Source organism: Streptomyces sp. NPDC059092 (assembly GCF_042756365.1).
Classification (GTDB): domain Bacteria; phylum Actinomycetota; class Actinomycetes; order Streptomycetales; family Streptomycetaceae; genus Streptomyces.
In genome coordinates this window covers 1-20,694 of the sequence record NZ_JBHZEJ010000002.1, presented here as the reverse complement: position 1 = coordinate 20,694, position 20,694 = coordinate 1, and the positions used below count along the sequence as shown (strand labels likewise).

The window sequence follows — 20,694 nt, the reverse complement described above, 5'->3', positions numbered from 1 at the left end:
GGCCGGTCCGTGGCGGCTTCGGCCCGTACCGGTCGCGTGGGCGCCCGTGCGCGCTCGTAGAATCGTGCCCACCATGGCTTACCTCGACCACGCCGCGACCACTCCGATGCTGCCGGAGGCGATCGAGGCGATGACCGCCCAGTTCGGCCTCGCCGGCAACGCCTCCTCGCTCCACGCCGCCGGGCGCCGGGCCCGCCGTACCGCCGAGGAGGCCCGCGAGGCCTTCGCGGAGGCCCTCGGCGCGCGCCCCAGCGAGGTGGTCTTCACCTCGGGCGGCACGGAGGCCGACAACCTCGCCGTGAAGGGCCTGTACTGGTCCCGCCGCGACGCGGACCCGGCCAGGACCCGGGTGCTGGCCAGCCCCGTGGAGCACCACGCCGTCCTCGACGCCGTCGAATGGCTCGGCGAACACGAGGGCGCCACCGTCGAATACCTCCCCGTCGACCCCTACGGACGGGTCCTGCCCGACGCCCTGCGCGCGGCGATCGAACGGAACCCGCTCGATGTCGCCCTCGCCACCGTCATGTGGGCCAACAACGAGATCGGCACGATCCTGCCGGTCCCGGAACTCGCCGAGGTGGCGGCGGAGTTCGACATTCCGCTGCACTCCGACGCGGTTCAGGCCTTCGGTCAGACCGAGCTGGACTTCGGCGCCTCCGGGCTCGCCGCGATGACCGTCTCCAGCCACAAGATCGGCGGCCCGTACGGCATCGGCGCCCTGCTGCTCGGCCGCGCGTACACGCCCGTGCCCGTGCTGCACGGCGGCGGCCAGGAACGCCATGTCCGCTCGGGCACCCTCGACGTGCCCGCCGTCGCCGCCTTCGCGGTCGCGGGCCGGCTCGCCGCGGAACGGCGCGAGGCGTTCGCCCGCGAGATCGGCGCCCTGCGGGACGAACTGATCACGGCCGTACGGACCGCCGTCCCCGACGCGGTCCTCGGCGGCGACCCCGAACACCGCCTCGCCGCCAACGCGCACTTCAGCTTCCCCGGCTGCGAGGGCGACTCCCTGCTCCTGCTGCTCGACGCCCAGGGCATCGAGTGCTCGACCGGCTCCGCGTGCACGGCGGGAGTGGCCCAGCCGAGCCATGTCCTGCTGGCCACCGGCAGCGACCCGGACCTGGCCAGGGGCACCCTGCGCTTCTCGCTGGGCCACACGTCCACGGCGGCGGACGTCGAGGCGGTCGCGAAGGCCATCGGCCCGGCGGTCGACCGCGCGCGCAACGCCGGCCTGAGCTGACGGAACGGCGCGGGGCGGGCCCGGCACCCCGGGCGCGGGGCGGGCCCGGCACCCCCGGGCCCGCCCCTTCACCGCTCACGCCGTGCCGGCCACCGCCTCCGTCGCCGGGACGCGCAGCGCGCCGCGCGCCGTGCCCAAGGTGGTGATCAGGGTCGCCCCGGCGGCGACCGCCACGACGCCCAGCCAGATCCCGGGGCCCTGGCCCGGCAGCACCGCCTCCGTACGGACCAGGCTGAACGGCAGGATCCCGGCGAGCCCCGCGACCGTACCGAAGAACACGCCGGTCACCGTCAGCACCAGGGACTCGACCCCGACCGTCCCGAGGACCTGGCCCGGTGTCGCACCGGCGAGGCGCTGCGTGCCGAACTCGGCGCGCCGGTACGAGGTCGCCGCGTACAGGCTGTTGATCAGCGTCACGCAGGCGAAGACCACGACGATCCCGACGACCACCAGGTTCACCGTCTCCAGGTTCTTGTCCTCGACCGACCGGGTCAGACCGGACGCCTCGATCGCGCCGGTCTCCAGGGTCTGCATGTAGAGCGTCCCCGTCGCGATCCCGGTGAACAGGGTCAGCGGCATCAGCACCGTCGCGAGCCGCGGCGCCCGCTCCCGCAGCGTGTGCACGGTCAGCCAGCCGCTCGCGCCCGCGACCGCGCCGACCGGCCGCGCCAGCCGGTCCAGCACCCCGCGCAGCAGGGCCGGGGCGAGGAGCGCGAAGCCGACGGAGAGCAGGATCGCGCCGCAGGCCGGCGCCGCCATCAGCGCGGGTTCCGCCGCGTCCATCGCGAACGTGGCGCACACCCCCGCGACGCCGGCGGCCAGCGCGGCGAACGCGCCCACGTTCCGCAGCCTGCCACGGGACGCCCGTACCCCCGCCGTGGTGGCCCGCGTCGCCCGCCGTACCGCGAGGAACGCCGCGCCGACCGAGGCCAGCAGCGTCACGCCCACGCCCGCCGCCGGCGCCACGGGACCGAAGGCGTACGCCACGGAGCCGGCGACCTGACCGGTGTCCTGGAACATCCGGAGCAGCACCCGCCCGCCCAGCATCGCGGGCCCCACCGCGAGCAGCGAGCCCAGCAGCGCCACGGCCACCGCCTCGCCGACCACCATCCGCGTGATCTGCGCGGGCGTGGCCCCCGTGCTGCGCAGCAGGGCGATCTCGGCGCCCCGCTGCGTCACGTTCACGGTCAGGGTGGAGGCGACGGCGAAGAACACCAGCAGCGCCCCGTACCCGCCGACCACGCCGCCCACCAGGCCGAGGGTCTCCGCGTCGGAGGGAGCGACGGCGTTCGCGCCCGCCGTGTCGTGCAGCGAGTTGAACGCCATGAGGATCGCCGCCCCCAGGAAGGCGGAGAGCAGGGTGGCGAGGAAACGCCAGGGACGGTGCCGTACGGAGCGCAGGGCGAGGAGGAACATGGCTCAGACCCCCGCCCGCGTACCGCTGCTCGCGGTGTCGTCGCCGGCCGCGCCGCCGCCCGCCGTGCCGCTCTTCGTGCCACTACGGGCCGCCGTGCCGCTCGTCGTGCCACTACGGACCGCCGCGCCGCTGCCCGCCGTGCCGCTCGTCGTGCCACTACGGGCCGCCGCGCCGCCGCCCGCCGTGCCGCTCGTCGTGCCACTACGGGCCGCCGCGCCGCCGCCCGCCGTGCCGCCGAGGTGCGCGAGCCGCTCAGCGACCGCGTCCGCCGTCGGCGCGTCGAGCCGCCCGGCGAGCCGGCCGTCCGCCAGGAAGACCACCGAGTCGGCGTACGAGGCGGCCACCGGGTCGTGCGTCACCATCACCACCGTCCTGCCGTGCACCCGTACCGCATCCTGGAGCAGCCGCAGCACCTCCCGCGCGCTGCGGGTGTCCAGCGCGCCCGTCGGCTCGTCCGCGAAGATCACGGCCGGCCCGGTGACCAGCGCCCTGGCGATGGCGACGCGCTGCCGCTGGCCGCCGGACAGCTCCTCGGGGCGGTGGCCGAGCCGGTCGCCCAGGCCGACCTGGCCGAGGATCCGCCGGGCGCCGTCCCGGTCGACCGGGCGTCCGGCCAGGCGCAGCGGCAGGACGGTGTTCTGCTCCACGGTGAGCGCGGGCAGCAGGTTGTACTGCTGGAAGACGAAACCGATCCGGCGGCGCCGGAACCGCGTCAGCTCCGCCTCGTCGCCGCCCGTCAGCTCCGCGCCGTCCACCACGACACGACCGCCGTCGGTCCTGTCGAGCCCGGCCGCGCACTGGAGCAGGGTGGACTTGCCGGAGCCGGAGGGCCCCATCACCGCGGTGAAGGAACCGGCGGACAGGCTCAGCGTCACGTCGTCCAGCGCCGTCACCGCGTTCCCCGCCCCGGCCGACCCGTAGACCTTCCGCACCCCGACCAGCCGCAGCGCCTCCGAGCCGCCCCCGGCCCGGCCCGCGCCACCCGCCCGGTCCCTCGTACGACGTGTGTGGCCCGTACGACTCGCACGACGAAACATGTCCAGCCCTCCCCGTCGCCGGCGCCCGTCGCGCCGCCGCTGACGACGACGTTACGGACGCGAGGGGGCGCGCACACGGGGCGTAGCCACCAGGTGCGGGGGTGGCCCTGAGTGCACCTTCAGGGCCTCGGTCACCCTCTCTCCTCGGTCACCCCCTCCGTCACGTCTTCCGCGCGGATGCCGCCCCCGACGGTGACGGCGACGGCGAGGCGACCGGCTTAGCCTCCCGCACCAGCTTCAGATAGCGGTCCCAGTCCCAGAGCGGCCCCGGGTCCGTGTGGTCCGTCCCCGGAACCTCCACATGCCCGACGATGTGCTCGCGGTCGACCGGTATCCTGTGGCGTCTGCATATGTCGGCGGTCAGCCGCGCCGACGAGCGGTACATCGCGTCCGTGAACGACTCCGGTTTGTCCACGAAGCCCTCGTGCTCGATGCCGACCGAGCGCTCGTTCCAGCTCCTGTTCCCCGCGTGGTAGGCCACGTCCAGCTCGCGGATCATCTGCGCCACATGGCCGTCCCCGCGCACCACGTAGTGCGACGCCGCGCCGTGCGCGGGGTCACGGAAGACCTTCAGCGCCACGTCGTAACTGCCCTGTACGACGTGGACGACCACCCGGTCGACGCGGAAGTCGTCGGGCCGGTCGGCCCGCCGCCAGTTCGCGGACGAGGCCGCCACCCACTCCGAGGGCGCGTAGTCCAGCTCACCCTCCTCGCGCGGCTTCCCGACGCCCGGCACCTGCCACCAGAACCGCGCCAGCTCGTCCCGGGCCAGCACGCCCCCGCCGACCACGGCCGCCGCGCCGCCGATCAGCACCGCCCGGCGGCCGATCTTCTTCCCGTCCCGGGGCGCGGGCGCCCGGCGGCTGCCCCCCACGCCGCTGCCTGCCGTACCCTGCTCGTTCTCGCCCATATGATCGTCAACGCATATCCGCGCGACTGTGGTTCCCCCGGGCCGTACCCTGGTTGAGCTATGACTCAGAATTCCCAGCGCCCCCTGCGCGTACTCGCCGCCATGTCGGGCGGCGTGGACTCCGCCGTCGCCGCCGCCCGCGCCGCCGAGGCGGGGCACGACGTCACCGGCGTACACCTCGCGCTCTCCGCGAACCCGCAGTCCTTCCGCACCGGCGCCCGCGGCTGCTGCACCATCGAGGACTCCCGCGACGCACGCCGCGCCGCCGATGTGATCGGCATCCCGTTCTACGTGTGGGACCTCGCGGAACGCTTCCGCGAGGACGTCGTGGAGGACTTCGTCGCGGAGTACGAAGCCGGCCGCACCCCCAACCCGTGCCTGCGCTGCAACGAGAAGATCAAGTTCGCGGCGCTCCTCGACAAGGCGCTCGCCCTCGGCTTCGACGCGGTGTGCACGGGCCACTACGCGACGGTCGTCACCGTCCCGGACGGCTCCCGCGAACTGCACCGCGCCAGCGACATGGCCAAGGACCAGTCGTACGTCCTCGGCGTCCTCGACGAGCGCCAGCTCGCCCACGCGATGTTCCCCCTCGGCGACACGCTCACCACCAAGGACGAGATCCGCGCCGAGGCCGAGCGCCGGGGCCTGGCCGTGGCGAAGAAGCCCGACAGCCACGACATCTGCTTCATCGCGGACGGCGACACCCAGGGCTTCCTCGCGGACCGCCTGGGCCGGGCCGAGGGCGACATCGTCGACGAGTCCGGTACGCGGATCGGCAGCCACGACGGCGCGTTCGGCTTCACCATCGGCCAGCGCAAGGGCCTGCGCATCGGCCACCCGGCCGCCGACGGCAAGCCCCGCTACGTCCTGGACATCTCCCCGGTCGACAACCGCGTCACGGTCGGCCCCGCCGCCTCCCTCGACGTCACGTCCCTGACGGCCCTCAAGCCCCGCTGGTGCGGCACCGCCCCCACCGGCCCCGGCGACTACACGGCCCAGCTCCGCGCCCACGGCGGCGAGACCCCGGTGACGGCCGAACTGATCGACGCCACCCTCCACGTCCACTTCGACGCACCGGTCCGCGGCGTCGCCCCCGGCCAGGCGATCGTCCTGTACGACGGCCCCCGCGTCGTCGGCTCGGCCACGATCGCGACAACGGAACGCCGCACGGGGGCCCTGGCGGGCTGACCGCGGGTGCCGGGGGGTCCGTGGCCCGGCGTGCCCGGCCGTCTCAGGTGATCAACAGCGCTGGCACTGCCCGCCCGGCCGTCGTAGGCTGCCCGGTGCGGGACGTCCGCGCGATGACATACGCGGCGGGGAGTCCCCGGAGCGGTGCTCCTGGTGGACGAACTGGACTCAAGCCGGCACCCCACGCTCGCCGCCGAGGTCGTACGGACCTTCCAGGGCCCCAAGGCGAATCCCCGTGACGCCCAACTGATCTTCACCACGCATGACGCCACCCTCCTGGGCAGCGAGGTCCTGGACCGGCCGCTCGGCCGCGATCGGGTCTGGATCACGGCCAAGGACCGTACGGGGGCGACCGAGTTGTATCCGCTCACCGCCGCCCGCCCGGCGGACGGCGAGAACCTGGAGCGCGGCTATCCGCGCGGCCGGTACGGCGGCGTGCCGCGCGTCAGCGCGGGCGAGATCGCCCGCGAGGTGCCCTGGCAGGAGGCGAAGGCGTCAGCGTGAGTACGCGGGGTGGCGAACAGCAGGGGCGGTCAAGGGCGGAGTGGCCGAGGAGCGCGCGGTGGCTGTCAGGTCTCTCTGGGTGTGTACTGCGCGGCCCGCAGGGCGGAGATCAGAGTACGGAAAGGCGGCCAGGTCCGTCGTGGTGATCACCGCGGGCCGCCCCCGCCCCGTCCGGCAGGCGCTACGCCGCGAAGAACTCCTCCAGCACCGGCGCCAGTACGTGCGGCGCCACCTCGTGGGTCTGGCCCGTCAGGGTGCGGTGCCGGCCGCGGGGGAGGGCCTGGGCCGCCGCGCGGGCCGCGTCGCGTACCACCGGGGGGCTCGCGCCGCCGTCCACGATCATCGCGCGGGTGGTGACCGCCGAGAGGCGGCGGACCGGGATCAGCCCCTCGCCCAGCACCTGGTTGTCGTACGCGAGGGTGTGGGCCACCGCCGCCAGGTCCGGCCAGAGGGGGGACCGCCGCATCGCGGTGATCGTCGCCGGGTGCAGCTCCATGGCCGACAGGAACAGCTCCACCGCGTCGTCCCGCTCCCCGCGCGCCAGCAGCTCCGTCAGCCGCTCCGTGTACGCGGCCTTCGCCGGAAGGGCGGCCGGGTCCGTGGCGTACGGCGGTTCGTACACCGCGAACTGGGTGACCGGCAGGCCCGCCGCCACCGCCTCCAGGACCAGCGCGCCGCCCGAGGACACACCGAACAGCGCCGCGCTGCCGCCCGCCGCCGCGAGCAGCGCCGCCAGGTCCTCGACCTCCCGCTCCACGGCGTACGGGGCGCGGTCGCCGCTGGCGCCCCGGCCGCGCCGGTCGTAGGTGATCGTCGCGAAGCGTGGCGCGAGCAGCCGGGCCAGCGGCGCCTCCGACTCCGCCGTACTGAACGCGCCCCCCACCAGAATCACCGGCGGCCCCTCGCCCGACCGCCGGTAAGCGATCGGGGTGCCGTCCCCCGACTTCACCTTGCACACGTTGTCCATGGAGAGTCAGACCGGCGGGCCGCGCCCAACTCATCGCTCGACGGCGGAAGTTTTTCGTGGGTTTCCGCAACGCCCTTCTCAGGCGTCCACGATTTCGGTGTCGTAGAAGCAGAAGTGGTCCTTGACCTGCGCTACTTCGGCCTTCGGGGTCGGGTAGGCCCAGACCAGGTCCGGCGCGTCCGGCAGCGACCAGTAGGACGCGTCACCCTTGAACGGGCAGTGGGTCGTGGTGTCCGAGGGCGTCAGCAGCTCCGTCCGTACGTCCTGCGGCGGCAGGTAGTAGCGGGCTGGGCAGCCCGTCTCGCGCAGAACGAGAGGGGCGCGGCTCTCCGCGAGGACCTGCCCGCCCCGTACGACGCGTACGTGCTCCGTGCCCTGCTCGACCGTGATGCGGTGTCCTGCGGCCATGGTGATCGGTCCCTTCGGAAGTGGGGTGCCGGCGGTGTCGCGCGCCGGTCTCCTCCCCACTCTTCAGCAACGTCGCACGCGGCGCTCTTCCCGGACCGTACCGTTCACCCCATGAATATCTGCGTCTTCCTCTCCGCCGCCGACCTCGACGAGCGCTACACGCGCCCCGCCCGCGAATTCGCCGAACTGATCGGCAAGGGAGGCCACACCCTCGTCTGGGGCGGCTCCGACAGCGGGCTGATGAAGGTCGTCGCCGACGGGGTGCAGGAGGGCGGCGGCCGGCTGGTCGGGGTGTCGGTGGACTTCCTCCATGCCGTGGCCCGGCCGAACGCCGACGAGATGGTGATCGCGAAGGACCTCGCCGAGCGCAAGGCGCTGCTGCTCGCCAAGTCCGACGCCGTCGTGGTCATGGTCGGGGGTACGGGGACGCTCGACGAGGCCACCGAGATCCTTGAGCTGAAGAAGCACGGCATGCACCGCCACCCCGTGGTGCTGCTCAACACGGCCGGCTTCTACGACGGGCTGAAGGAGCAGTTCCGGCGGATGGAGGACGAGGGCTTCCTGCCGCTGCCCCTCACCGACCTGGTCTTCTTCGCCGAGGACGGCGTCGGCGCCCTCGCCTACCTGGAGGAGGCGCTCGGCGTTCAGTGATCGCCGAGGGTGTGCTGTCACGGGGTCGCGGTGATGCGACGATGACCGCATGGCTACCCATCTCCTCACCGGTGCGGGCTCGGGCATCGGCGCCGCCGTCGCGCGCCGCCTGCACGAACGCGGCGACGACCTGATCCTCTTCGCCCGCGACGCGGGCCGCGCGAAGGAATTCGCGCGGGCCTTTCCCGGCGCCCGTACCCTCGTCGGCGACCTCGCCACCCCCGACCGGCTCTCCTGGGCGCTCGGTCAGCAGCACCTCCCCGACCGGCTCGACTCGCTCCTGCACATCGCGGGCGTCGTCGAGCTGGGCGAAGTCGGGGAGCTGACGCCCAAGACATGGCACAACCAGCTCGCGGTGAACCTGATCTCCCCCGCGGAGCTGACCCGGCTGCTCCTGCCGCAGCTCCGTGTCTCCCACGGGCAGATCGTCTTCGTCAACTCGGGTGCCGGGCTGCGCGCCCACGCCCGATGGAGCGCGTACGCCGCCTCCAAGCACGGACTGAAGGCGCTGGCCGACGCGGTGCGCGACGAGGAGCGGCCGAACGGCGTACGGGTCACCTCCGTGTACCCCGGCCGTACGGCGAGCCCCATGCAGGCCAAGGTGCACCAGCAGGAGGGCAAGGAGTACGACGCGTCCCGCTGGATCGACCCCGAGTCGGTCGCGACGACCGTCGTGGCCGCGCTCGACCTGCCGCGTGACGCGCAGATCGACGACGTGACCGTACGGCCGGGCCGATGAGCGGGCCGTCCGGCACTCCCGGCGGCGACACCGGAACCGCCGCTCCCCTCTGGGGGCCCGCCACCGGCGTCGGCTCCATGCCCGGCGGCGACGCGCGAGAGGCCGCCCGCGCCGTCACCGGGACCTTCGAGGACTTCCCCTACCTCGCCGAACTCCCCGCGCGGGGACCGGGCGCCGACATGATCGGGCGTACGGCCGGACTCCTCGCCGAGATCTACGCACGCGTGGAGCCCAGCGGCTGGCGGATCGGCGATCATCCGGGGCGGGACACCAAGCGGGCGCGGTCCTGGCTGGGGGAGGACCTCGACGCGCTGGAGGAGTTCACCCAGGGGTACGAGGGGCCGCTCAAGGTCCAGGTCGCCGGGGTGTGGACGCTGGCCGCCGCCCTGGAACTGCGCGGCGGGGAGTCCGCCCTCGGCGACCCCGGCGCCTGCCGGGACCTGACCGCGTCCCTGGTGGAAGGGGTGGGCGCGCACCTCGCGGACGTACGGCGCCGGGTGCCGGGCGCCGTACCCGTACTCCAGATCGACGAACCGTCCCTCACCGCCGTCCTGCGCGGACAGGTCAGGACCGCCAGCGGCTACCGCACCCACCGCGCGGTGGACCGGCAGGTCGTGGAGGGCGCGCTGCGCGAACTGACGGCGCTCGCGCCGGGGGCCGCGGTCGTCCACTCCTGCGCGCCGGACGTGCCGTTCGCGCTGCTGCGGCGGGCGGGCGCGGCGGCCGTCTCGTTCGATTTCGATCTGCTCACCGAGCGTGACGAGGAGACGATCGGGGAGGCGGTCGAGGCCGGTACGAAGCTGTTTGCCGGAATCGTGCCGGGCACCGACGGCCCGTTGTCAGACCCGGCCGGTAGCGTCATGGGTGTCAGGACGCTGTGGCGCAGGCTGGGGCTCGATCCGGGGACTCTGACGGAGTCCGTGGTGCTCACGCCGGCGTGCGGGCTCGCGGGTGCCTCACCCGCTTACGCGCGCGCCGCCACGGCGCACTGCGTCAGGGCCGCGAGATCCCTCGCGGACAACCCTGAGTGACGGTCCCGGACGACGGGCCATGGCGAAACGGGAGGACCAGACGGTGGCTGGCGAACAGCAGAGCGCGGTGCCCGCTGAGGCACGGGAGCGGCATGCCCTCCTCGCCGAGCAGATCGAGGAGCACCGCTTCCGGTACTACGTGAAGGACCAGCCGATCGTCAGCGACGGCGAGTTCGACCGGCTGCTGCGCACCCTGGAGGCGCTGGAGGAGACGTACGCGGAGCTGCGCACGCCCGACTCGCCGACGCAGAAGGTCGCGGGGGCGTACGCGACGGACTTCACCGCGGTCCAGCACCACGAGCGGATGCTCTCCCTCGACAACGCGTTCGACGACGAGGAGCTGGGGGCGTGGGCCGACCGGGTCGCCAAGGACGTGGGCACGCCGGACTTCCACTACCTGTGCGAGCTGAAGGTCGACGGGCTCGCGGTCAACCTGACGTACGAGCACGGCAGGCTGACCCGCGCGGCCACCCGGGGCGACGGCCGCACGGGCGAGGACATCACGCCCAACGTCCGCACGATCGCGGAGATCCCGCACCGCCTCGAAGGGGAGGACATCCCCGCGCTGGTGGAGATCCGCGGCGAGGTCTACTTCCCGATGGACGCCTTCCAGGAGCTGAACGCGCGTCTGGTGGAGGCCGGCGACAAGCCGTTCGCCAACCCGCGCAACGCGGCGGCGGGTTCGCTGCGCCAGAAGGACCCGAAGATCACCGCGACGCGTCCGCTGCACATGGTGGTGCACGGCATCGGGGCCCGCCAGGGCTTCGACATCGACCGCCTCTCCCACGCCTATGAACTGCTGCGCGCGTGGGGGCTGCCGACCGCCCGCCACAACAAGGTGGTCGATTCGGTCGCCGGGGTCAGGGAGTTCATCGCGTACTTCGGGGAGAACCGCCACTCCGTGGAGCACGAGATCGACGGCGTGGTCGTCAAGCTCGACGAGATCCCGCTCCAGGGCCGGCTGGGCTCCACCTCGCGCGCGCCGCGCTGGGCCATCGCCTGGAAGTACGCGCCGGAGGAGGTCAACACGAAACTGGTGAACATCCGGGTCGGCGTGGGCCGTACGGGGCGGGTCACGCCCTACGCCCAGGTCGAGCCGGTCACGGTGGCGGGCTCCGAGGTCGAGTTCGCCACCCTGCACAACCAGGACGTGGTGCGGGCCAAGGGCGTCTGGATCGGCGACACGGTCGTGCTGCGCAAGGCCGGTGACGTCATCCCGGAGATCCTCGGCCCGGTCGTCGACCTGCGCCCGGACGACGCCCACGAGTTCGTGATGCCGACCGAGTGCCCCGAGTGCGGTACGCCGCTGCGCGCGATGAAGGAGGGGGACATCGACATCCGGTGTCCCAACGCGCGCACCTGCCCCGCCCAGTTGCGCGAGCGGCTCTTCTATCTCGCGGGCCGCAAGTGCCTGGACATCGAGAACTTCGGCTATGTCGCGGCGGCGGCCCTGACCAAACCGCTGGAACCGGCCATTCCTCCGCTGCTGGACGAGGGCGATCTCTTCGACCTGACCATCGAGCGGCTGCTGCCCATCACGGCGTACGTCCTCGACCAGGACAGCGGTCTGCCCAAGCGCGATCCGAAGACCGGCGAGGAGAAAATCGCCACCGTCTTCGCCAACCAGGCGGGCGAGCCGCGGAAGAACGCGCTCGCGATGCTGGAGAACATCGCGGCTGCCAAGGAGCGCCCGCTCGCGCGGATCATCGCCGGACTCTCCGTCCGTCATGTGGGGCCGGTCGCCTCCGAGGCGCTGGCCAGGGAGTTCCGTTCGATCGACCGGATCGACGAGGCGACGGAGAAGGAGTTGGCGGACGTCGCCGGCGTCGGACCGATCATCGCGGCCTCCCTCAAGGAGTGGTTCGCGGTCGACTGGCACCGCGAGATCCTGCGCAAGTGGCGTGCGGCGGGCGTCCGGATGGAGGAGGAGGGCTCGGGCGAGGACGACGGCCCCCGGCCGCTGGAAGGGCTCACGGTCGTGGTGACGGGCACGCTGGAGCAGTACACGCGGGATGGCGCGAAAGAGGCGCTGCAGAGCCGGGGAGCGAAGGTGACCGGCTCGGTTTCGAAGAAGACCGCCTTCGTGGTGGTCGGTGAGAACCCCGGGTCGAAGTACGACAAGGCGATGCAGTTGAAGGTGCCGGTCCTGGACGGAGACGGGCTCACCGTCCTGCTCGAACAGGGCCCCGACGCCGCCAGGGAGGTCGCGCTCACCCCCGAGGAGCCCGCCGCCACCGGCGAAGAGGCCCCGTCGTCAGCCGTGGAAGCCTCGTCCACACCCGTGGAAGCTCCGTCCACACCCGAGGAGGCTCCGGTCACGCCCGAGGAGTGAGGCGCGCCCGCCCCGCGGTGCGCGGCTTCACACCGTCGATTTCGGGCCGTCAAGCTCACCCGTTCGGCGCATACCAGATGGATAGGGATGGGCCGGTCGCATTCGGGCAACAGATGTAGAGCGCTGCCCGTCGAGGCCTTTCGCGGCCTACTGTTGAGATGTGCGCCTGTCGAACACGGCTCAGTGGTCCGATTCCAGCCGTGTTGCACGACAACGTGCCATCGCGTGGCATCGGCTCCGCCGGCTGTGAGAGGGACGGGAATGAAACCGACCGAGAGCGCCGCCCCGGTCTCACCCCCGCGCGGTTTCGCGGGATTTGGGGGCATGGTGGCCAGAACGCCCGTTCTGGTGGTGGGACTCGCCGTCGTCGCTCTGGTGACGGGCGTGGTGTGGACACTGAGGGACGGTCACGCCCTGTTCCCCGGCTCCGACGCCGGCTGGGCGCTGGCCGTCCTCACCGCCGTCATCGTCGGCCATCTCGTCGCGCTCGGCCGCGACCGCTGGTGGGGCGGGACAGGGTCCGGCGCGGCACTCACCCTCGCCGTACTGCTGCTGTACGGCTGGGTCGCGGCCGGACTGGTCAGCCTGGCCGTCGTCGTCCTGGTCGGCGTGGCCCGCAGACACCGCTGGCGCCTGGGTGTCCTGCACGGCGCGGCCGACCTGCTGGGGACCGGGGCCGCCGCGCTCACCCTGGCGCTGTTCGGTGTGGTCCCCACCGTCGAGCACCCCTGGCAGCCGCTCGGCTGGACCATCGGCGACGTCCCGGAGATCGTGCTCGCGGCGGGCGTCCAGCTCGCGGTCACCCGGCTGCTGCTCTGGTACGCGCTGGTGCCGCAGGGCGCGGGGGTGCCGGCCGCCGCCCGTACCGCTCTCTACCGGCAGGGGCTCGTCGCGGTCGCCCTGCTCGGCATCGCTCCGCTGATCTGTGTCGTCGCGATGTCGCAGCCGGTGCTCCTGCCGCTCTTCGCCATCCCGCTGATAGCTCTCGACTCCACCCTCTGGATCGCCAGGGCGCGCGCCGAGGAACAGCTCCGCGACCCGCTGACCAAACTCCCCAACCGCCAGTGGCTGCTGGAGCGCACCTGGTCGGCGCTGGAGGAGGCGGAGGGCCAGGGTGCCAGGGCGGCGCTGGTCCTGATCGACCTGGACCGGTTCCGTTCCGTCAACGACACGCTCGGCCACATGGCGGGCGACCGGCTGCTGCTGCAGATAGCGGACCGGCTGCGGCTGGCCCTGCCGCGCGGGGCCGAGGCGGCGCGGCTCGGCGGCGACGAGTTCGCCGTACTGCTCCCGACGTGCGACTCCACCACCAGCGCGCAGCGCGTCGCCCGTCACCTGGTGGCCGACCTGTCCTCCTCGCTGGACCTCGACGGCCTCACCCTCGTCCTGGAGGCGAGCGCCGGGGTCGCCGTCTACCCCGAGCACGCGCTCGACGCGGAGGGACTGCTCCAGCGGGCCGACGTCGCCATGTACCAGGCGAAGCGGGACCGTACGGGCGTGGAGGTCTACGAGTCCAAGCGGGACTCCAACACCCCCGACCGCCTCGGCCTCCTCGGCGACCTGCGCCGCGCGCTGGACGCGCGGGAGGTGGAGCTGCACTACCAGCCGAAGGTCCGCTTCGACGGCCAGGTCGCCGGCCTGGAGGCGCTGGTGCGCTGGGTGCATCCCGAACGGGGCCGCGTCCCTCCGGACGAGTTCATCGCGATCGCCGAGTCCTCCGGTCTGATGCCTCACCTCACGGAGTACGTACTGGACACCGCTCTCGCTCAGGTCGCCCGCTGGCGATCCCAGGGACTGATGGTGCCGGTCGCCGTCAATGTCTCGCCCAGGGACGTTCACACCCCCGGCTTCGCGGGCGCGGTGGCGGCGCGGCTGGCCCGGCACGGGGTCCCGGCCGGCTCCCTCCAGTTGGAGATAACGGAACACGTCCTGCTGGAGGATCCCCAGCGCGCCGCCGACACCCTCGCCGGTCTCACCGGGCACGGGGTGAAGATGTCGCTCGACGACTTCGGTACGGGGTACTCCTCGCTGGTCCACCTCCGGCGGCTGCCGGTGAGCGAGCTGAAGATCGACCGTTCCTTCGTGGCCCGCCTCGCGGTCGACACCGAGGACGCGGAGATCGTCCGCTGCACCGTCGACCTGGCGCACTCCCTGGGCCTGCTGGTCGTCGCGGAGGGCGTCGAGGACGACGAGACCTGGGAGCGGCTGCGGGACCTGGGCTGCGACGCCGTACAGGGCTGGCTGGTGGCAGCCGCGATGCCGCCCCACGAGGCGACGGCCTGGCTGCTGGCCAGGGGCGAGCACGGCTGGCAGCGTCCGGCCGAGCTGGCGGCGGCGGCGCGGGCCCGCGAACAGTCGGGCCAGGCGGTGACGTAACACGTGACGCGGCGGGTGACGCGGTAGGCGTAGCAGGTGAGTCGGTACGGACCGCGGTGCGGTGCGAGGAGCCGGGCGCGCCCCCGAGCGGGGCCGCCCGAGGGCCCGTCGCCCGGGGCCGGCCCGCGGGGGTGGACCGGCCGTTTCGTGAGCAGGGGTGCCCGCCCCATAGGATTGGGTGAAAACCAATCACACTCACCCCTGAGGATCGCTGCATGCCTGGCATCACGCGCGAGGAGGTCGCCCACCTCGCCCGGCTGGCGCGTCTGGAGCTGAAGGCCGAAGAGCTCGACCACTTCGCCGGACAGCTCGACGACATCATCGGCGCGGTCGCCCGCGTATCCGAGGTAGCCGACCAAGACGTACCGCCGACCTCCCACCCGCTGCCGCTGACGAACGTCATGCGCGCGGACGAGGTCCGCCCGTCGCTCACCCCCGAGCAGGCGCTTTCCGGCGCCCCTGCCCAGGAGCAGCAGCGTTTCAAGGTGCCGCAGATCCTGGGGGAGGACTAAACAGTCATGACCGACACCGTCAAGACGGACATCATCAAGCTCACCGCCGCCGAGATCGCCGCGAGGATCGCCTCCGGTGACCTCACGGCCGTCGAGGTCACCGAGGCACACCTCGCACGCATCGAGGCCGTCGACGAGAAGGTGCACGCCTTCCTGTACGTCGACCGCGAGGGCGCGCTCGCGCAGGCCCGCGCCGTGGACGCGAAGCGGGCGGCGGGCGAGAAGCTCGGCCCGCTGGCCGGCGTCCCCGTCGCGCTGAAGGACATCTTCACCACCGAGGGGATCCCGACCACCGTCGGTTCCAAGATCCTCGAAGGCTGGCTCCCGCCGTACGACGCGACGCTCACCAAGAAGCTCAGGGCCGCGGACGTCGTCATCATCGGCAAGACCAACATGGACGAGTTCGCCATGGGGTCCTCCACGGAGAACAGCGCGTACGGTCCCACCGGCAACCCCTGGGACCTCACCAAGATCCCCGGCGGCTCCGGCGGTGGCTCGTCCGCCTCGCTCGCCTCCTACCAGGCGCCGCTGGCCATCGGCACGGACACCGGCGGCTCCATCCGCCAGCCCGCCGCGCTCACCGGCACGGTCGGCGTCAAGCCGACGTACGGCGCCGTCTCCCGCTACGGCATGGTCGCCTTCTCGTCCTCCCTGGACCAGGGCGGCCCGTGCGCCCGTACGGTGCTGGACACCGCGCTGCTGCACGAGGTCATCGCGGGCCACGACCCGCTCGACTCCACCTCCATCGACGCGCCGGTCCCGCCGGTCGTCGAGGCCGCCCGCAACGGCTCGGTGGCCGGGATGCGCGTCGGCGTCGTCCGGCAGTTCCGCGGCGAGGGGTACCAGGCGGGCGTCCTCCAGCGCTTCGACGAGTCGGTCGAACTGCTGCGGGAGCTGGGCGCCGAGATCGTCGAGCTGGACTGCCCGTCCTTCGACCTCAGCCTCGCCGCGTACTACCTGATCGCGCCGTCCGAGTGCTCCTCGAACCTCGCGCGTTTCGACGCCATGCGGTACGGCCTGCGCGTCGGCGACGACGGCACGCGCTCCGCCGAGGACGTCACCGCCCTCACCCGCGAGGCGGGCTTCGGCGACGAGGTCAAGCGCCGCGTCATCCTGGGCACGTACGCGCTCAGCTCCGGCTACTACGACGCGTACTACGGCTCCGCCCAGAAGGTCCGCACCCTCATCACCCGGGACTTCGAGAAGGCCTTCGAGCAGGTCGACGTGATCGTCTCCCCGACGTCCCCGACCACGGCCTTCGGTATCGGTGAGCGCACCGACGACCCGATGGCGATGTACCTGGCGGACCTGTGCACCATCCCCGTCAACATGGCGGGCAACGCGGCCATGTCGCTGCCCTGCGGCCTCGCGCCGGAGGACGGCCTCCCGGTCGGTCTGCAGATCGTCGCCCCCGCCATGAAGGACGACCGGCTCTACAAGGTCGGTGCCGCCGTCGAAGCGGCCTTCGTGGAAAGGTGGGGACACCCGTTGCTGGAGGAGGCACCGTCACTGTGACCAGTGCAATGAGCAAGGCCAAGGGCTTCAAGAAGTCCAAGACCGGTACGTACCTGTCGATCGGCAGCACCGCGCTCGGCGCCCTCGGCGTCGTGAAGCAGGCCAAGCTGGCCCGCAAGGAGCACGACACGCTCCGGCTGGTCGACGCGGCGGTCTCCGCGGTGGCCATCGTCACGGGGCTGGCGATCCTGTACCGCGAGCTGAAGCGCCTGGGCGACGACGACGTCCTGCTGGGCTGACGCCGACGGTACGGGTGCCGGGGCCTTGGCGGGCCCCGGCACCCGTACCGCGGCGTACCGCCGCCGCTGTTGCCATCGCTGCCACCGCTGCCACGGAAGGAGGTGACCTGGTGATCACCCGCATCGAGATCGACGGCTTCAAGTCGTTCGTCGGCTTCGCCCTGGACGTACGCCCCTGCACCGTGCTGATGGGTGTCAACGGCGGCGGCAAGTCGAACCTCCTGGACGCCCTGGACTTCGTCCGGCGTGTGGTGACGACCGGGCTGCCGAGGGCGCTGGACGGCGACAACCTGCGGCTCGCCGCACGCGACCTGTTCCACCATGCCGACGGGGCCGGCGGCGCGTTCACGGCGCCCGACCTGACGATCAAGATCGGCATGATCGTGCCCAGCGCGTACGGGCCGCTCCCGCTGGTCGTGCGGCTGGCCATCGAACGCCAGGGCACACCGCCCGGGCCCGTGAAGGCCGCATGGCGGGGTGGGCGGGTCTGGGTGAGCAGCCTCACCCGTACCGAGTGGATGGACCGGCTGGCGGTTCCGGAACCGCTGCGTGCGGCCCTCGCCGCGGCGCGGACGTCGTTCGTGGAGCGCAACGGGGCGGACTGGGCTCCGCTCCGCGGCAGCGACCCCGCCGCGGGCGGACCCACGACGGAGGCCGCACAGGAACTCCTCGGCCGCCTCGCGAGCGAAACGGCGACCTGGGAGCGGATCGCGCTCGATCCCGCGGCCATGCGCCGGCCGTTCGGCGGCAGCGACGAGCTGACCCTCCTGGCGAACGGCGGCAATCTGGCGGCTGTCCTGCACCGCCTCGGCGTCGAGGAGCTGCGCGACATGGAGGCCGACCTGGCCGCGCTGATCCCGGAGGCGTCAGGGATCAGGCCGCTGTTCGACGACCGGCGCGGCGAGTACGACTTCGACGTACGGTTCCGGCACACCGGCTGGACGTCCCCGCCGATGCTGTCCGACGGCACGATGCGCGTCCTCGCCCTGCTCGCCGCCTCGTACGACGACCGGCGGGCCGGGCTGCTCGCCGTCGAGGAGATCGAGAACGGCCTGCATCCGACCCGGATCGCCGAGCTGGTGAGGCGGTTGCGCAGAGACGTGGACGACTTCCCCGGCCTCGCCGACCGGGCCACCCGGACGTACGGCTTCCGGCAGCTCATCGCGACCACGCACTCTCCCGTGCTGCTCTCCGCCCTGCGCGACGACGCCTCGGGGAGCCTGGTCCTCCTGGAGCAGGCGTCGCACGTCGACCCGGCGCGCACCGGCGTCTCGACCGTGACCCGGGCCCGCCCCGTCCGTACTCCCACGGCGGACGAGGAGCCGGGCGACACGGTCACGGCCGAGCAGGTGAAGCGCCTGCTGGAGTCCATGGGACAGGTGATCGCGTGAGCCGCGTACGCCTGCTCAGGTTCGGGCTGCTCGTGGAGGGCCCGAGCGATCTGCTCTTCCTGGAACGGCTGATCATCCGGCAACTGGAGGAGACGCTGCACGCCAGGGCGTTGAAGGCCACCGAAGTGCTCACCCCCTGCGAGACGGCTCCGGTGCACACCACGGCGGCGCCGAAGGTTCTCCTCCAGGCGGCCACGGCACTGGCCGAGCGGTGCGACGTACTCTTCATCCATCGGGACCACAAGGAGATTCCGGATGCCCACGGGCTGCTGGAGGCGCTGTCCGCGCTGCCGAAGCGGGCAGCGGCGCCGGTGCTGCTCGGTCCCCGGGTGATGACCGAATCGTGGGTACTGGCGGACCGGGCCGCGCTGACCCGGGTACAGCCGGCCGCCGACCTGTCGGCGCACCCGCATCCGCACCCCGCCGATGTGGAACAGGGAAACCCGGCGCCGGGCCATCCCGCCCACCCGAAGCGCGTACTGGCGAACGTACTGAAGAAGGCACGGCGATCCGACCCCGGCGATTACTTCGCCCGCCTCGCCGACGAAGTGGATCTCTCCGTACTCGGAAAGCTGTCGTCCTACCAGCGCTGGCTGGCCGACACCGATGAAGCATTGATGAGGAAGAAGTACCTGTGACCGTCACTGAACTCGTGTCGTACGAGGACGCCCTCGCCACGTACGACCCCGTCATGGGCCTGGAGGTCCACGTCGAGCTCGGCACCAGGACCAAGATGTTCTGCGGCTGCTCGACCGAGCTGGGCGCCGCGCCCAACTCGCAGACCTGCCCGACCTGTCTGGGCATGCCGGGATCTCTCCCGGTCGTCAACGCGATCGGCGTCGAGTCGGCCATCAAGATCGGGCTCGCGCTCAACTGCGAGATCGCCGAATGGTGCCGCTTCGCCCGGAAGAATTACTTCTACCCGGACATGCCGAAGAACTTCCAGACCTCCCAGTACGACGAGCCGATCGCCTTCAACGGCTATCTGGACGTCCAGCTGGAGGACGGCGAGACCTTCCGCGTGCAGATCGAGCGCGCCCACATGGAGGAGGACACCGGCAAGTCGACGCACGTCGGCGGTGCCACCGGCCGGATCCACGGCGCGTCCCACTCCCTGCTCGACTACAACCGCGCTGGCATCCCGCTCATCGAGATCGTCACCAGGCCCATCGAAGGCGCCGGCGCGCGCGCCCCCGAGGTCGCCAAGGCGTACGTCGCCGAGCTGCGCGAGCTGATCAAGGCGCTCGGCGTCTCCGAGGCCCGGATGGAGATGGGCCAGATGCGGTGCGACGTGAACCTCTCCCTGCGCCCCCACGGGCGTGAGGCGTTCGGCACCCGCTCCGAGACCAAGAACGTCAACTCGCTGCGCAGCGTCGAGCGCGCCGCCCGCTTCGAGATCCAGCGCCACGCCGCGGTGCTCGACGGCGGCGGCACGATCCTCCAGGAGACCCGGCACTTCCACGAGGAGGACGGCTCCACCACCTCCGGCCGGATCAAGGACAACGCCGAGGACTACCGGTACTTCCCGGAGCCCGACCTCGTCCCCGTGGCCCCGTCCCGCGCCTGGGTGGAGGAGCTGCGGGCCACGCTGCCCGAACTGCCGCGCGTACGCCGCAACCGGCTCCGCGAGGAGTGGGGCGTCTCCGAGCACGACATGCAGTCGATCCTCAACGCGGGCGCGATCGAAGCGATCGTCGCCACGATCGACGCGGGCGCCCCGGCCGACCAGGCCCGCAAGTGGTGGATGGGCGAGCTGGCCCGTAACGCCAACGAGTCCGGCCGCGCGCTGGACGAACTGCCCATCACCCCCGAGCAGGTCGCCCGCGTCGCCGCGCTCGTCGCGGCCGGTGACCTCAACGACAAGCTGGCCCGCCAGGTGATCGAGGGCGTGCTCGCGGGCGAGGGCGACCCGGACACCGTCGTCGAGAAGCGCGGTCTCAAGGTCGTCTCGGACGACGGCGCGCTCGGTGTCGCCGTGGACGAGGCCATCGCGGCCAACGCGGCCGTCGCCGACAAGATCCGCGCCGGCAAGGTCGCGGCCGCCGGCGCGCTGGTCGGCGCGGTCATGAAGGCGACGCGCGGCCAGGCCGACGCGGCGCGCGTACGCGAGCTGATCCTTGAGCGGCTCGCCCCGACGGAATAGACCCGACGGAACAGACAGGTACGGTCTGGAGAAAGCGGGCGTAGAGGGCCGATCCCGGCTCCTGCCCGGCACGCCACTGGGGGCGGCGCACCGGCGA

General features: G+C 72.5%; 18 protein-coding genes and 1 pseudogene. 14 read left to right on the top strand and 5 right to left on the bottom strand.

What is annotated here, in order from left to right; genetic code table 11:
* Positions 1–73 precede the first annotated feature (73 nt).
* The gene (locus tag ACFXPL_RS01590) at positions 74–1,237 is read left to right on the top strand and encodes a cysteine desulfurase family protein (protein WP_384910704.1); all 1,164 of its coding nucleotides are present in this window, start codon (positions 74–76) and stop codon (positions 1,235–1,237) included.
* 75 nt (positions 1,238–1,312) lie between these two features.
* Here ACFXPL_RS01590 and ACFXPL_RS01585 read toward each other — a convergent pair whose 3' ends face one another.
* The 3 genes and pseudogenes from ACFXPL_RS01585 to ACFXPL_RS01575 form a co-directional block, all read right to left on the bottom strand.
* The gene (locus tag ACFXPL_RS01585) at positions 1,313–2,653 is read right to left on the bottom strand and encodes an FtsX-like permease family protein (protein ID WP_384910701.1); all 1,341 of its coding nucleotides are present in this window, start codon (positions 2,651–2,653) and stop codon (positions 1,313–1,315) included.
* A gap of 216 nt (positions 2,654–2,869) precedes the next feature.
* Positions 2,870–3,691: pseudogene (locus tag ACFXPL_RS01580) on the bottom strand (ABC transporter ATP-binding protein); the annotation flags it as partial.
* Positions 3,692–3,851: 160 nt separating this feature from the next.
* Positions 3,852–4,601 (bottom strand): N-acetylmuramoyl-L-alanine amidase, encoded by a 750-nt coding sequence (locus tag ACFXPL_RS01575; protein WP_384910698.1) that lies wholly within the window; start codon positions 4,599–4,601, stop codon positions 3,852–3,854.
* A gap of 60 nt (positions 4,602–4,661) precedes the next feature.
* Between ACFXPL_RS01575 and mnmA the strand changes: the two genes are divergently transcribed.
* Both mnmA and ACFXPL_RS01565 read left to right on the top strand, forming a co-directional pair.
* On the top strand, positions 4,662–5,789 hold the full coding sequence (gene mnmA / locus ACFXPL_RS01570) for a tRNA 2-thiouridine(34) synthase MnmA (RefSeq protein WP_384910695.1): 1,128 nt from the start codon (positions 4,662–4,664) through the stop codon (positions 5,787–5,789).
* 144 nt (positions 5,790–5,933) lie between these two features.
* On the top strand, positions 5,934–6,293 hold the full coding sequence (locus ACFXPL_RS01565; protein ID WP_384910691.1) for an ATP/GTP-binding protein: 360 nt from the start codon (positions 5,934–5,936) through the stop codon (positions 6,291–6,293).
* Between the two features lie 181 nt (positions 6,294–6,474).
* Here ACFXPL_RS01565 and ACFXPL_RS01560 read toward each other — a convergent pair whose 3' ends face one another.
* Together ACFXPL_RS01560 and ACFXPL_RS01555 are read right to left on the bottom strand one after the other, a co-directional pair.
* Positions 6,475–7,251 (bottom strand): alpha/beta fold hydrolase, encoded by a 777-nt coding sequence (locus ACFXPL_RS01560; protein ID WP_384910688.1) that lies wholly within the window; start codon positions 7,249–7,251, stop codon positions 6,475–6,477.
* A gap of 87 nt (positions 7,252–7,338) precedes the next feature.
* Positions 7,339–7,674 (bottom strand): DUF427 domain-containing protein, encoded by a 336-nt coding sequence (locus tag ACFXPL_RS01555; protein WP_384911239.1) that lies wholly within the window; start codon positions 7,672–7,674, stop codon positions 7,339–7,341.
* 105 nt (positions 7,675–7,779) lie between these two features.
* Here ACFXPL_RS01555 and ACFXPL_RS01550 point away from each other — a divergent pair, with 105 nt between their 5' ends.
* The 11 genes from ACFXPL_RS01550 to gatB all read left to right on the top strand — a co-directional run bounded on the left by ACFXPL_RS01550 (position 7,780) and on the right by gatB (position 20,597).
* Entirely contained in the window at positions 7,780–8,319 is a 540-nt protein-coding gene (locus ACFXPL_RS01550; RefSeq protein ID WP_384910685.1) for a TIGR00730 family Rossman fold protein, read from the top strand.
* Between the two features lie 49 nt (positions 8,320–8,368).
* Positions 8,369–9,058 (top strand): SDR family oxidoreductase, encoded by a 690-nt coding sequence (locus ACFXPL_RS01545; protein WP_384910682.1) that lies wholly within the window; start codon positions 8,369–8,371, stop codon positions 9,056–9,058.
* Entirely contained in the window at positions 9,055–10,089 is a 1,035-nt protein-coding gene (locus ACFXPL_RS01540; protein ID WP_384910679.1) for a methionine synthase, read from the top strand. The genes ACFXPL_RS01545 and ACFXPL_RS01540 overlap by 4 nt, the downstream gene beginning before the upstream one ends.
* Before the next feature lie 19 nt (positions 10,090–10,108).
* A complete protein-coding gene (ligA, locus tag ACFXPL_RS01535) occupies positions 10,109–12,421 on the top strand; it encodes an NAD-dependent DNA ligase LigA (protein ID WP_384910676.1) in 2,313 nt (770 codons plus the stop codon).
* 261 nt (positions 12,422–12,682) lie between these two features.
* Positions 12,683–14,797, top strand: coding sequence for a putative bifunctional diguanylate cyclase/phosphodiesterase (locus tag ACFXPL_RS01530; RefSeq protein ID WP_384910673.1), 2,115 nt, complete (start codon positions 12,683–12,685; stop codon positions 14,795–14,797).
* Positions 14,798–15,012: 215 nt separating this feature from the next.
* Complete coding sequence (gene gatC / locus ACFXPL_RS01525; protein ID WP_010984178.1) at positions 15,013–15,309, top strand: Asp-tRNA(Asn)/Glu-tRNA(Gln) amidotransferase subunit GatC; 297 nt, start codon at positions 15,013–15,015, stop codon at positions 15,307–15,309.
* Positions 15,310–15,315: 6 nt separating this feature from the next.
* Positions 15,316–16,824, top strand: coding sequence for an Asp-tRNA(Asn)/Glu-tRNA(Gln) amidotransferase subunit GatA (gene gatA, locus ACFXPL_RS01520; RefSeq protein WP_384910670.1), 1,509 nt, complete (start codon positions 15,316–15,318; stop codon positions 16,822–16,824).
* Positions 16,821–17,063, top strand: coding sequence for a hypothetical protein (locus ACFXPL_RS01515; RefSeq protein WP_384910667.1), 243 nt, complete (start codon positions 16,821–16,823; stop codon positions 17,061–17,063). The genes gatA and ACFXPL_RS01515 overlap by 4 nt, the downstream gene beginning before the upstream one ends.
* Before the next feature lie 110 nt (positions 17,064–17,173).
* Complete coding sequence (locus ACFXPL_RS01510; protein ID WP_384910664.1) at positions 17,174–18,454, top strand: AAA family ATPase; 1,281 nt, start codon at positions 17,174–17,176, stop codon at positions 18,452–18,454.
* Positions 18,451–19,092 (top strand): hypothetical protein, encoded by a 642-nt coding sequence (locus ACFXPL_RS01505; protein ID WP_384910660.1) that lies wholly within the window; start codon positions 18,451–18,453, stop codon positions 19,090–19,092. Before ACFXPL_RS01510 ends, ACFXPL_RS01505 begins: the two co-directional genes overlap by 4 nt.
* Positions 19,089–20,597 (top strand): Asp-tRNA(Asn)/Glu-tRNA(Gln) amidotransferase subunit GatB, encoded by a 1,509-nt coding sequence (gene gatB, locus ACFXPL_RS01500; protein WP_384910657.1) that lies wholly within the window; start codon positions 19,089–19,091, stop codon positions 20,595–20,597. The genes ACFXPL_RS01505 and gatB overlap by 4 nt, the downstream gene beginning before the upstream one ends.
* Positions 20,598–20,694 lie beyond the last annotated feature (97 nt).

Bases quoted from the DNA above. Each gene is read 5' to 3' on its own strand.
- mnmA (WP_384910695.1), top strand. From the start codon at position 4,662: ATGACTCAGAATTCCCAGCGCCCCCTGCGCGTACTCGCCGCCATGTCG.
- ACFXPL_RS01540 (WP_384910679.1), top strand. From the start codon at position 9,055: ATGAGCGGGCCGTCCGGCACTCCCGGCGGCGACACCGGAACCGCCGCT.
- gatC (WP_010984178.1), top strand. From the start codon at position 15,013: ATGCCTGGCATCACGCGCGAGGAGGTCGCCCACCTCGCCCGGCTGGCG.
- ACFXPL_RS01545 (WP_384910682.1), top strand. From the start codon at position 8,369: ATGGCTACCCATCTCCTCACCGGTGCGGGCTCGGGCATCGGCGCCGCC.
- ACFXPL_RS01575 (WP_384910698.1), bottom strand. From the start codon at position 4,601: ATGGGCGAGAACGAGCAGGGTACGGCAGGCAGCGGCGTGGGGGGCAGC.
- ligA (WP_384910676.1), top strand. From the start codon at position 10,109: ATGGCGAAACGGGAGGACCAGACGGTGGCTGGCGAACAGCAGAGCGCG.
- ACFXPL_RS01530 (WP_384910673.1), top strand. From the start codon at position 12,683: ATGAAACCGACCGAGAGCGCCGCCCCGGTCTCACCCCCGCGCGGTTTC.
- ACFXPL_RS01590 (WP_384910704.1), top strand. From the start codon at position 74: ATGGCTTACCTCGACCACGCCGCGACCACTCCGATGCTGCCGGAGGCG.
- gatA (WP_384910670.1), top strand. From the start codon at position 15,316: ATGACCGACACCGTCAAGACGGACATCATCAAGCTCACCGCCGCCGAG.
- ACFXPL_RS01585 (WP_384910701.1), bottom strand. From the start codon at position 2,653: ATGTTCCTCCTCGCCCTGCGCTCCGTACGGCACCGTCCCTGGCGTTTC.
- ACFXPL_RS01550 (WP_384910685.1), top strand. From the start codon at position 7,780: ATGAATATCTGCGTCTTCCTCTCCGCCGCCGACCTCGACGAGCGCTAC.